Origin of the sequence: Sediminitomix flava (assembly GCF_003149185.1) — a bacterium.
GTDB lineage: Bacteria > Bacteroidota > Bacteroidia > Cytophagales > Flammeovirgaceae > Sediminitomix > Sediminitomix flava.
In genome coordinates this window covers 1,298,989-1,312,720 of record NZ_QGDO01000001.1, presented here as the reverse complement: position 1 = coordinate 1,312,720, position 13,732 = coordinate 1,298,989, and the positions used below count along the sequence as shown (strand labels likewise).

3 protein-coding genes are annotated in these 13,732 nt (G+C 38.9%); all 3 read left to right on the top strand.

Annotated elements, in window-relative coordinates:
• The first annotated feature begins 29 nt into the window (after positions 1–29).
• Complete coding sequence (locus tag BC781_RS25795; protein WP_262510257.1) at positions 30–164, top strand: hypothetical protein; 135 nt, start codon at positions 30–32, stop codon at positions 162–164.
• Positions 165–349: 185 nt separating this feature from the next.
• Complete coding sequence (locus tag BC781_RS05030) at positions 350–7,927, top strand: subtilase family N-terminal domain-containing protein (RefSeq protein ID WP_109616126.1); 7,578 nt, start codon at positions 350–352, stop codon at positions 7,925–7,927.
• Between the two features lie 888 nt (positions 7,928–8,815).
• Positions 8,816–13,723 (top strand): 2-oxoacid:acceptor oxidoreductase family protein, encoded by a 4,908-nt coding sequence (locus BC781_RS05025; RefSeq protein WP_211323666.1) that lies wholly within the window; start codon positions 8,816–8,818, stop codon positions 13,721–13,723.
• The last annotated feature ends 9 nt before the right edge of the window (positions 13,724–13,732 follow it).

Sequence of the window (13,732 nt, the reverse complement as noted above, 5' to 3'; positions counted from 1 at the left end):
CTTGTGAGAAATCAAAAGCTAAAAAGTGAATGGGCGATCAGGATGATAAGAGGATAAAAGAACTCTTGGAAAAAATTAAAGAGGAAGGAAAAGCTTTAAGGAAATTATTAAAAGCATTGGAAGAAAATGCTGATGTAAAGTATCACAAACCTAAGAATAATTAAACTAGGTAAACCCACCCAAATGATATGGGTATTCACAATTAAAAACTAGATCAATTTCAAGCTAAATATTCAGTGGTATCTAACCAAATGCCAAACTGAAAATTCATTTTAAGTACATGTATTAAAAGTTCAAATGGGTGTTGAATACTCATTTGATAAATACTAATAAACCAATTCAATTTTAAATGTTATTCACAAGTAAATTTAAGACTCTACTCTTGTCCTTACTCCTCCTATCGGGAGTGTCTTGGGCACAAGAGTATCAAGACGGCATGATGAGAGGTGTCGTTAGAGTCAAGTTCAAGCCGCAGCTTGCTCCGGTTTTGAGTAGTTTGAACACAGCTAAAACAAACGGACTTGTAAAAACAGGTATTCAGACCTTTGATGCAACAAGCCAGACTTTAGCTGTAACAGGGATGAAGAGGGTATTTCCATACTCTGAAAAACATGATGCAAAACATCGTAAGCACGGATTACACCTTTGGTATGAAGTAACTTACACTGCAGATGTTGCCCCTACAAAAGCAGTAAGTTTTTATTCTTCTAGTAATGAAGTAGCTCTTGTAGAGCCTGTACTGGAAAAAACGTTGATTGAAGGAGAGATTACTCCTTATGAAGCATCAAATGTTGCTTTACAATCAGAGGAAGAATTACCATTTAATGACCCTTATCTAGGAGATCAATGGCATTATGAAAACACAGGACAGTTGGAAATAAGCTCTCCTGAGGCAGATGTCAATTTGTTTGAAGCTTGGAAAACTCAGGCAGGGCAATCAAACGTAATCGTGAGTATTGTTGATGGAGGTATTGATCCTGAGCATTCAGATTTGGTTGATAACCTTTGGGTAAACCATGCAGAGTTGAATGGAGAAGAAGGAGTTGACGATGATGGGAATGGGTATATTGATGATATTCATGGTTTTAACTTTGTAAACAATGCGGGTGATATTACAGCTCATAGCCACGGTACGCACGTAGCTGGTACAGTAGGAGCTGTAAACAATAACGGTATTGGTGTAGCTGGTGTAGCAGGTGGTACAGGAAATGGTGATGGTGTAAGACTACAATCTTCTCAAGTATTTACGAACGGAGGAAGTGGTGGACATGCAGCTGCAATTGTGTATGGAGCTGATAATGGTGCTGTTATTTCACAAAACTCTTGGGGATATAGACAACCAGGTTATTATGAAAGCAGTGTTTTAGATGCGATCAACTACTTTATTGCTGAAGCTGGTAATTACGAAGGTAGCCCAATGCAAGGTGGTATCGTGATTTTTGCTTCTGGTAATGACGCGATCGATGATGAAATGTATCCAGGTTACTGGCCTCAAGTATTTACAGTTTCTGCTTTAGGACCAGATAACCGTATTGCTTATTACTCTTGTTTTGGTGATTGGGTAGATATTTCAGCACCAGGAGGTGACCAATCTTTAGGTCAAAATTCAGGTGTATTGAGTACTTTACCGAACAACTCTTATGGTTTTAGTCAAGGTACTTCAATGGCTTGTCCTCACGTTTCAGGTATCGCTGCTTTGGCTGTATCTCAACACGGAGGTCCAAGTTTTACTGCTGATGCCTTAGAAGTATACCTAACAAGTTCTACACATAACATTGATCAGTATAACCCTGATTTTATAGGTAAATTAGGTGTTGGGTATATTGATGCTGCACTTACTTTGAAGAAAAATGAGGGTGCACATCCAGAAGAAATCACAGACCTTGTATTGAAAGGAGCTGCTCAAGACTTCTTTAATTTAACATGGACTGTTCCAACTGATTCGGATGATGATTTCCCATCAAGTTTCCAAGTGTATTATCACACGGAAGAAATTACAGAAGCTAATCTTTCAGAGGCAACAATGGTGAACTTTGTGAACAAAGTACCAGCTGGTGAAATGATTGAATTCGAATTGGAAGGCTTGAATTCATTAACTACTTACCATGTAGTAGTACTTGCAGCTGACCGTTGGGCAAATGTTTCAGGTTTCTCGAATGCAGTAAGTGGTACAACGAACCGTGGACCAGATATTAATCTTGTAGACGAAAGTGTAAGCTTAAGTGCAAACGAAAGCAATGGTTTCCGTACGACGGGACAGTTTACCATGGAAAACCTTGATGAAGGTGAATTGAAGTGGAAAGCAATGATGCGTCATAAAACGCAGGAGTACCAACAATATGCTGTTTCTCTAAATTATCCGAAAACAATTACATCAGCTTCAAGTGTAAGAGGTGGTGTAGGTGCAAGATTATATAATAATCAGATCGGAGGAGAACTTCTTGAGAAGGTAGAGTTATATAACTTCAAGGATACGCTAAGATATGGTGACGATGGTTTAGGAGTTATTGGTAATGTGGATACGACTATGACCAACTCTTCTGCATTACGTTTTGTAATTGATAGAGAGAATGGTTTTAACCTTACAGATGTTGAAATGACTTTGGTAGCAAATCCTGAAATAGGTCCTGCTATCATGGAAATTTATAGAGGGGAGGAGCTTAAGAAAGAGAACTTATATTATGCACAAGAAGTAGTAAACCCAAGTGCAGACCCTATTACAAGAGCGATTACTCTTGAAGAGCAAATTCAGTTTGAAAATGGAGAAACGATTTGGGTTGTGTTCCACATCCCGGCAGGCAATGGCTATTGTTTAGGTGTCTCTAATGAACTTGCTGAAGAGAATTCTACAAATGCATTCATGAGTTTTGATTTAGGAGAAACTTGGGAAGCATTAGATGATATCTATGATGATAAAAAAGTGTGGTCTACTAAACTTTTCAGTAAAAATGATCACCTAGGAGAGTATATTACTTTAACGCCTACTGAAGGTAAAGTTTCATCTGGAGAGACAGGAACAGTACAGATGGAGGTAGATGCAACAGAGCTTATCAATGGTTCTTATCAAGCAAATATTCTTGTACAATCAAATGACAATGATGAGGCAGAGGTACGTTTGCCAGTATCTATTGAAGTTTCTGGACAAGAGCCTGAGTTGAAAAGTGTTGATATCGTAGACTTCGGAAATGTATTTTTTGGAGAGCAACGTACGCTGATTATTCCTGTAACAAACTTTGGTTATGGTAACTTTTCTAGTGCACAAGTAACGACAAATGATCCTCAGTTCGAAGTTCATTATTTAGGATGGCAATGGGGAATCAAAGCACGTGACTATGGTTACATTACCGTGACTTATACGCCAGCAGAAGTAGGTAATGATAATACAGAGTTAAGACTAGTAGATAACAAAGGAAATACACATGTATTAAGATTATTTGGTGTAGGTACAGAGCCTGCTCAAATTACTCTTGATCCTGCTATCCAGCGTTTGGAAGCTATGGAAGTAAACCAAACAGCTACAGCGAGCTTCACGATTACAAATACAGGAGCTTATCCATTGCAGTATAAAATCCCTTCTTATGTACAAGAAGTAACAGAGGAAGACAGACATATACATAAGTTTGGTTACTCTTATGAAAGTAATAAAGAGGGTGGTGCGATTGATGCCTTCATTTGGGAAGATATCACAGAGACAGGAGAGAATATTACGGAATACTTCTGGAAAACGCATCCAAACTATACCTACTACGAAATCGACTTAGGATTTGACTTCCCATTCTACAATGAGGTTGTACATAACTGGAATATTACAAGGTTCGGAGCGATGACAATAGACAAGGACGGACCGCTAGGAAACTGTGCTCCTCCTGCGCTAGATCCGCTTTGTGCACCAAAAGGAATTATTTCACTGTTTGGCTGGGAACTTGATATTCGTAAGAGTGGTGGAACTATTCACTATAAGAAAGAGCCAGGTAAATTTATCCTTCAATATACAGATGTGTATGGTGTAGATGCGTGGGGACCTGAAGAAGCGGCTACATTCCAAGTAGCATTGTTTGATAATGGAGATATTGAATTCCGTTATAAAGATGTAGAAGGAATGTACGGACCAGAGCGTGAACTTGGTGTGATTGGTATCGGTGACCGTAATTATGAAGACGCATTTGTCGTAAATGGAGATAAATACCTTATTGAAGGAATTACTAACGTACTGACTCATAATGAGACTGTTTTCAGAGTAAAACATCCTGGAACTAGATTGATACAGAGTATTTCTCAAACAGAAGGTTACTTGAACGTTAATGAGTCTGAGGTAATTGAAGTCGTAATTGACACAAAAAATGCTTTGGAAGGTGATTTGTATCAAAACCTTGTCATTTTCAGTAACGATCCATTCAATCCTGTTACAAACGTAAAACTGGAAGTAGAAGTAAACGGTGGTGGAGAAGTTGTGTTGGCAACAGATGTATCTTCACTTCAGTTTGGAGAGTTATTCCAAGGTGCTACCAAAGAAATGATTCTTGCAGTAAATAACACAGGAAACAAATCAGTAGAAATTACTTCAGTAGCGGCAGGAACAAACAACTTTGTAGTAGATGATAGTTATACACGTTTGTTGAAAGCAAAAACAGCAAACTACATCACAGTGGGTGTAAACACAGAGGCAGTAGCTTCATTGTCAGATATGTTGACGATAACGACTTCTGATGGTCAAACTTTAGAGGTTGAACTATTGGCAGAAGTTGTAGATGCTCCAAAGATGGCTGTAGATGTAGAGAATGTGGTACTTACATTGGAAGCAGGTACTATTGACACAGTAATGGTGACTGTAGAAAATACGGGTGCTTCAGCATTAGATATCATTACGTCGGGAGTAGAGTGGTTGTACGAAGGTGAAGAAGTAGCAACTACAATGTCAATGAACTCACTTCCTAAATTCTCATATTCATACCGTACTTCTAAAGAAGAAAATGGACCTATTTATGAGTGGGAAGATATCATTGCTTCAGGAGTAAGAACGCCTTTAAGTTGGTATTCAAATAACGGACAGTTCTGGAATGCAATTCCTCTACCATTTGAAGTAAGCTTGTATGATGAGCCTACAGATACACTTTGGGTAAGTTGGCAAGGAGTGGTTACGACTGTTAAGCCTCGTATCAATCCTCCTTACATGGACCCTGAAGACTTCCCTAAGATGTCAGAGCCAAATAGTTTGATTGCTCCATTCTTCGGTATTCACCAATATGAAGGAATCTTCTCTGACCCTGAATTATCAGGTATTTTCCATCAGATTTTTGATGATCGTATTGTGATTACTTGGAACGAGTGTTTTGATAAATTCGGATTGGCAACAAACTATAGTTTCCAAACGATTATTTACAACAACGGTGTAATCAAGTATCAATACCAAGGAGAGCAACAACCGATGATGTCTCCTCCAAGATTAGATTTGGGTATTGTTGGTTTAGAAAATAAGGACGGTTCTGACGGTATCTTTATTTCTGGATTCCAAAAGTATTTGGAGCATGAAATGGCCATTACTTTTACGCCAGGCAACAGACACAGAATTGAAGCAGGAGAATCGAAGGCTATTCCAATGATTGTAGATGCTTCGAATTTGAATGCTGGATTTAATTTGAGTGAATTTATCATTCAAAACAATACAGTAGATACTCCAAACTTTAGCATTCCTGTAGATTTGACCGTGACAGGAGAAGCTGTTCTTGAAGCTCCTGAAGCGTTAGATTTAGGAAATATTGTATCTTACTTAGATCCAAATGATCCATTCGGATTTGCTTATAAGAGGTATTATAAAGAATTCGAATTGAAAAATACAGGTAATGACATTCTTGTTTTCAATGGTATTTACGTTGAGAACTGGGGTGCAGAAGTAGAGTATTATACTTTGATGATTCCTGGTGGAAGACCAATGCCTGGTGTAACTCCAGAATTAGGGTGGACGCCAAGTGCTCCTTGGCCATTTATCTTGGAGCCAGGACAAAGTCAAAAAATGAGAGTTGGTATCGAGCCTTGGGATCAGACAATAACTGCAATTAGTGATCAGTTAGTGATCATGGGATCATTCGCGGAAGGTTCTGTCTCAATTCCTATTACAGCAACAGTAAGTCTTGCGCCAGCAGCAGTCCTTCAAGATGAAGAGATCAATATTTTGGCAAATACGAAATCTCACAAAGAGACAAGAGAATTAGTATTGAGTAATAAAGATGGTCAAGATACGCTTAGATATGATCTTAGCATAGATTACCAAAGAACAGAAGTAGCTACTACATTATTTGCTCAAGTTTCTCCAAATGCAATTTCTTCAGCTAATGAATTGGAGTTGATTTCAGCTACAAATACAGCTGCAAGTGTATATGCAGTGAATGAGGAAGAGGAATCTTACAATGCTATTTTGGAGTATGACAATGCAGAAGAACCAACAGGTTATGTTGGTTATGGAGCAGAACAAGCACTTTCTGTTGCAACTCGTTTTGTAGCTCCTGAAGAAGGTTTTAATCTGTCTCATATTAAAACGTGGTTTAGACCAGATGAAAAACTCTCTTCTGATATCATGGTATATGTAATTACTGGTAATTCAATAGCTACAGGTACTGTACTTACACAGCAGAGTTACGAACATAATATAGAAGAAGCAGATGAGGTTGGTTCTTACTTGACAATAGAGTTAGACGAGCCACAACAATTCTTCCCTAACGAAGAATTCTTCGTGACAGTTGCATATCCACTAGGAGCAGGTAGACCTCAAGGTTCTGTTTCTGTTGACACACCTGTTTCAGATCGTTTCTATTTCCTTTCAGGTGATGGTTCTTGGTTGGATATAACATCTATTCCAGACCTAGAGAATACAACTTGGATGATGAAAGCAATGGAGAAAACACAAGGTGAGCAGCTTTGGGTATCGTTGGAAAATGAGGTAGAAGGAAAAATTGCTCCAGGAGATTCTATTGTTCTCAACCTTAATTTCACTGCATCTGCAGCAGAGGCAACTAAAAATGAGGCAACTTTAATGGTGAATACAAATGATCCAATAAACCCTTATTTGGAAAGAGCAATTTCAATGAATATTAATCAAGGTCCTACTTTTGTCGTTGAAGGAGCGCAATCACTTTCTGTAAATGAAAATGATACGCTTATGTTCAATGTTCATGTGATGGATATGGAAGGCGATACTTTCACTTATACATTCGCAGATGACTATGAGAATCTTGAAATGACTGCTCAAGAAGGTATGATTTCTATGGTGTATGCACCTAACTATGAGGCTGCAGGAAATCATGAATTTGTACTTCAAGGAGAAGATGAATACGGAAATAGTTCAGAATATACTATTGCAGTGAAGGTGATGGATGTCAATAGAGCTCCAACAGCAATCTCTGATGTGTATGAGATGAACATGTTCCTTAAAAATGGACAAGAATTACTTTCGTATGCTAATCTGATTGAAGATTTAGATGGAGATGAGCTTACTTATGAATATACCTTAGATGGTACAGCAACCGTAAACGTTTATGCTTCATCTTCTGATCTATTGATTAGCCCAATCAGGTTAGGTTCAGCTGAAATCTTAGTGACGGCAACAGATCCTGATGGTTTGAGTGTTGAGTCTAAGGTGATGATTCAAGTAACTGAAATTCTTTCATCAAATAATATGGAAGAAGCAAACTTGAAGTTGTACCCAGTACCAACTCAAGATCAACTAACTCTTGAGTTGATGAACACTGAAAGTGGTCTGATAACAATTTCAATCTTTGATATGTTGGGTATTAAAGTGAAAGAACTTCAAGTAAACAAGTTTGGAGGGAAATTGAACACTTCAATCCCTGTTTCGAATCTAAATTCTGGAGTCTACATTTTACAAGTAGAATCGGAGGAGTCTAAATTGAGTCGAACATTTATTAAGCAGTAATCGATAAGAAAGGAGGGTGTTTTACACTCTCCACTTCTGCTCAAACTCATTTTACATTCAAAGAATAAATGACAAAGTGAGTTTACCAAAATCCACTAAAAGCACTTTTGTTTTGCATATGCAGAATGAAAGTGCTTTTTCTATTTTAGAATGCAACTAGTTAATAACTTATAATCTTTTTATCGAACCATTTAAAATCAATTCAGACTATTTATAAATAAGCTTGGCATAGTCTGAAAAAGCTATCAAAATCTTCTCATTTACTGTAAAAATTAGACAAGCTCGTTTAATCTGACTGAAGTCATAGGAAGAGATTGACGTTCGTCACCTGTTAAAAAAAGGATTACCTATACATTAGGTGTTGTTAGGACACTTCAATGCTTTTGTGTATTGAATATTTTTTGGAATTAAATTTTGAAGATTAAAGAGATTGCCGAAAAGCTTTAACCAGTAAACAACATAAAAAGAGCAATCTCATCTTACATATAATTGAGAGTTAATTCATCAGAAAAAGATGACTAATTCTATAAGCAACTCGGAAGTCTAAAAAGCAAAGAGTTGTATGTCTAAAATAGGTTTGAGGGGGAGAATGAACACTAATGAAAATGAAATTCATGGGTGGTTGATTTAAAACTGAAAACGAAAAATATAAAGGGATCACGAGAGATTATGTAAGTGAGAAGGTTCATCATAATGGGATGAACGGAAGGTTTTAGACCACTAAAAAAAGAGTTAAGATCATCTGTAAAAGCACCTTTAAAAAAGGAGCCTAGAAGTGTATTGTCTAATTTTAATAGTGGAATAATAGTTTGGAGAGGAGTACTTACCTTTTTCTTTTTGGATGCTCTTTATAGTAAAAGAAAACCATAAAGAACGCGAAAAATTATTATGAGCAAAGAAAACCAAAAAGTAAAGTATCCTGGTATTAGAGTAGCAATGGACGGTAATACTGCCGCAATAATGTGTGAAAGAGAGTCTACCGATGCTGCAGGAGCTTACCCGATTACTCCTTCTACACAGATGGGAGAATATTGGGCAGAAGAAGCCGCGAAAGGCCACCTAAATATCTCTGATAAGCCACTTATTTTTATTGAACCAGAAGGTGAGCATGCAGCAGCAGCTGTAACAGCAGGTCTTTCAATGACTGGACAGAGAGCAGCCAACTTCTCATCAGGGCAAGGAATTGCTTATATGCATGAGTCTTTATATGCTGCTGTTGGTAAGCGTCTGACTTATGTGCTGAATATTGGGGCAAGAGCGATGACCAAGGCTACGCTAAATGTACATGCAGGACACGATGATTATCATGCAATTGATGATACAGGATTTTTTCAGATGTTTGCAAAAAATGCACAACATGTAGCTGACCTTAATATCATTACCCACAAAATTGCTGAATTAGCCCTCACACCAGGTGCAATAGCACAAGATGGTTTCCTTACAACTCACCTTATCGAATCACTTAGAATTCCAGAGAGAGATTTGATTAAAGAGTACTTGGGTAGACCAGACGATATTATTGATACGCCTACGGCTGCTCAGAGAATTATTTATGGAGAGCAACGTAGAAGAATTCCAGAAATTTGGGATGTAGATAATCCGCTAATGGCAGGGTTGGTACAAAACCAAGATTCTTATATGCAAAGTGTGGCAGCCCAACGTCCATACTTCTTTGACCATATCCAAGAAATTACAGATCAGGCATTCAAAGACTATGCTGCACTTACAGGTCGTAAGTACGAGAGAGTCATGAGTTATAAAGCAGCAGATGCAGATTACCTTATCGTAGGGCAGGGTAGTGTTGTGACAAGTGCTGAAGCTGTGGTAGATTACCTTAGAGAAACGAGAGGACTAAAAGTTGGGGTTATTGACCTTGTTATGTTCCGTCCATTCCCAGCCGACTTGATCGGTAAATTCTTGAAAGGGAAAAAAGGAATTACGGTATTGGAGAGGTTGGATCAGCCGTTAGCTGCCGATCTACCAATCGCAAGAGAAATCAGAACGGTTCTTAACAAATGCCTCGAAAATGGCATGAACAAGAAGAATCCTCCACATGCTGATTTACCTGCTTACTCAGCATCGGATATGCCTTCGGTTTATTCGGGTTCGTTCGGTATGGGTAGCCGTGACTTACAGGCAGAAGGAATTATTGGAGCAGTTGAGAATATGTTGCCAAATGGTAAGAATAAGAAACTGTTCTACCTTTCAATTGATTTTATTAGAGACAAAGCTTTCACTCCTAAACAAAAGCTTTATCAAGAGACAATACAAGATGCTTATCCGAAGGTAAAAGAGTTAGCTATCAGAGGTTCTGAAAACCCTAACCTTATGCCTAAAGATGCGATTAGTGTACGTTTCCACTCTGTGGGTGGTTGGGGTGCAATTACGACAGGTAAGAACCTCGCAATGACACTATTCGACTTGTTAGGATATGATATAAAAGCCAATCCGAAATATGGTTCTGAGAAAAAAGGACAGCCAACAACCTATTATTTGGCAGCAGCTCCAGAACCAATTCGTATGAACTGCGAAATCTTCTTCGTAGACGTTGTGCTTTCTCCAGACCCTAACGTATTTAAGCACACCAATGCATTGGCAGGTCTGAAAGAAGGAGGCGCATTTATTATCCAGTCGGATAAAGAAACTCCTGAAGCAGTTTGGGCTAATATTCCGAGACATTACCAAAAAGTAATCATCGATAAAAACATTCGAGTTTTCTACATCGATGGTTTCAAAATTGCACGTGAAGAAGCTACTGATCCAGAATTGCAATTGCGTATGCAAGGTATCGCATTCCAAGGAGCATTCTTCGCAACTTCTCCACTCAAAGAAAAAGCAGGCTTAACTGATGAGACTTTACTGAAAGCCATTGAAGATCAGTTGCAGTCAAAGTTCGGAGCGAAAGGACAGCGTGTGGTAGATGACAATATGAGAGTGGTGAAACGTGGATTTACAGAAGTTCACGAAATCACGGAGAAACAAATTTCTGAGAAGTCTACACAAGCTCACAACCAAGAAATTCTTCCGCTACCGAAAATGCTGAAAAGCTCGCCTAAGAGTGAAGATAACTTAACGGATATCCACCGATTCTGGGAGCAAACAGGAAACTTCTACCAAAGAGGTCAAGGTAACGACAATATCACCGATCCATTTATCGGACTGAGTGTGATGCCTGCTACTACTTCTCTATTCAGAGATATGACAGGAATTCGTTTCGAGCATCCTGAGTGGGTTCCAGAAAATTGTACGGCTTGTGGAGACTGTTACACGGTTTGTCCTGATACGGCATTACCAGGATTAGTAAGTGAGCTATCAGATGTTTTAGGAACTGCTGTAAAACGAGTTAAAAAGAATTACGGTGATCTTCAAGAGCTTCCTAAAGCCGTTAGAAGTCTTGAAAAAGAGATCAGAACACAGTTCAAAGAAGCGCCAAAAGGCACGACTGTAAATGATATGATCCATCAAGTGATTGACATCAAATTGATGGATAGCAATACCAGTGATGTATTGCAAAAAGAGTTTAATTGGTTCAAAGAAGAACTAGGCGATTTCAAGTTTGCATTAACTCGTCCTTACTTCGACCTTCATGAGAAAAAACAAGAAGGAAGTGGTGGATTATTTAGTATCACAGTAAATCCAACAACTTGTAAAGGTTGTATGGAATGTGTGAAAGTTTGTAATGATGATGCACTTCGTACAGTTCCTCAAACAGAGGAGTCTGTAGACCGTATGAGACACGAGTGGGATTTCTGGATGGATTTACCATCTACAGCCAAGAAATTCAACCGTATCGAAAGCATGGAAGAGAAAATTGGTCCATTGGAAACAATGCTTCTCAACAAAGATGCTTACCTCACATTTGCGAGTGGCGATGGTGCTTGTTTGGGTTGTTCTGAAAAGTCAGTGGTTCACTTATTTACTGCTACAGTAGAAACATTGATGCAGCCAAGAGTAGAAAAGCATGTGGCTTATGTAGAAGAACTGATCGGTAAATTAGAGAAGCACATTCAGCTCAAACTTATCGGAACTGTAAATATTTCTGATGCCGATGCAATGGCTAAAATTGTGGCAGAATCTAAGGATTCAGACCTCACAATGTCGGGTATTGCAAGTAAGTTGGAACAAGCAACAGGCAGCGAGCCAATTGATCAGGATTGGTTACAAAATGCGAGTCAGCTGTTAGCTCGATTGAAACAACTGAAGTGGAAATATGAGCAAGGAACAACAGGAAATGGACGTGCGAAAATGGGTATGACCAATGCCACAGGTTGTACGTCGGTTTGGGGTAGTACTTTCCCATATAACCCATATCCGTTCCCTTGGGCAAACCACTTATTCCAAGATTCAACTTCTTTGGCAATGGGTATTTTTGAAGGACATATGTCGAAAATGGCAGATGGTTTCAGAACAATCCGTAAAGTAGAGTTAGAGCTTGAAGGAAAATACGATCCAAGTGTACACGATGACTTCTTTACCTACTTCAACTGGGAGCAATTCAGTGACGAGGAATGGAAATTATGTCCTCCTGTAGTAGCACTTGGTGGTGATGGTTCAATGTACGATATCGGATTCCAAAACCTTTCTCGTATGATGGCATCAGGTAAACCAATCAAAGTAGTAATTGTAGATACACAAGTATATTCAAATACTGGTGGTCAAGCATGTACTTCAGGCTTTATCGGTCAAGTTTCTGATATGGCTCAGTACGGTAAAGTATGGAAAGGAAAACCAGAACCTCGTAAAGAGATTGGTTTGATTGCAATGGCCCACCGAAACACTTACGTACTTCAGTCTACATTGGCAAATACAAGCCAAATGATTGAAGGATTCATTGACGGTCTTGAAGCAAAACGTCCTGCTTTATTCAATGTCTACACAACTTGTCAACCAGAGCATGGCGTAGCAGATGATATGGGAGCACACCAAGCAAAACTTGCTGTAGAGTCTCGTGCATATCCAATCTTCAAATACAACCCAGAGCATGGTAAAACAGCTGCTGAGGCATTTGACTTAGACGGTAACCCTTCTATGGAGCAAGATTGGCCAACATACCAACTGAAATATGTGGAGAATGGTCGTGAGAAAACTATGGAGGTAGCCATGACATTTGCAGACTTTGCGATCACAGAAGCTCGTTTCAGAAAGCATTTCCGTAAAGCACCACGTGACACATGGAATGAAGACATGGTATTGTTGGTAGACTTCTTGAATCTTTCGGAAGAAGAAAGAGAAGGCAAGTTCCCATTCATTTGGGCAGTCGACAAGAAGCAACACCTTAGCCGTGTGATGGTAGCAAAACCAATCGTAGATTCTTGTGAAGAAAGAAGAGACTTCTGGATCATGCTGAAAGATTTGGCTGGTGTTTCAAAAGAAGAAGTAAACGAAGCGCAAATCGAAGATAAAGTCAGAAAAGAAGTAGTCGGAAAAATTGCTCAAGGATTGATGAAGCTAGCAGGCGATGAAGGAAGTAGTATTGTTGATTTGACGAATACAGAAGCTGCTCCAAGTACAGAAAGTAACGAAACTCCTGCTGAAAAAGGTGGATGTTATGTTGCGCCATCATTGGAGACAGATGAGTGTACTTCTTGTGATGAATGTATCAAAGTTAACAGTAAGATTTTTGCCTACAACAGCGATAACAAAGCTTACATAAAAGACCCTAAAGGTGGTCCTTATGAAGCCTTGGTGAAAGCGGCAGAAAAATGTACTGCAGGAGTCATTCATCCGGGAATGCCAGAAGATCAGTCAACTGATATTGTGCAGAAATGGTTAAAGAGAGCTGAAAAATACAACTAGGAGGTCAGG

Excerpts from the sequence above, each read along its gene's own strand:
- BC781_RS25795 (WP_262510257.1), top strand. The coding sequence starts at position 30 with ATGGGCGATCAGGATGATAAGAGGATAAAAGAACTCTTGGAAAAAATT.
- BC781_RS05030 (WP_109616126.1), top strand. The coding sequence starts at position 350 with ATGTTATTCACAAGTAAATTTAAGACTCTACTCTTGTCCTTACTCCTC.
- BC781_RS05025 (WP_211323666.1), top strand. The coding sequence starts at position 8,816 with ATGAGCAAAGAAAACCAAAAAGTAAAGTATCCTGGTATTAGAGTAGCA.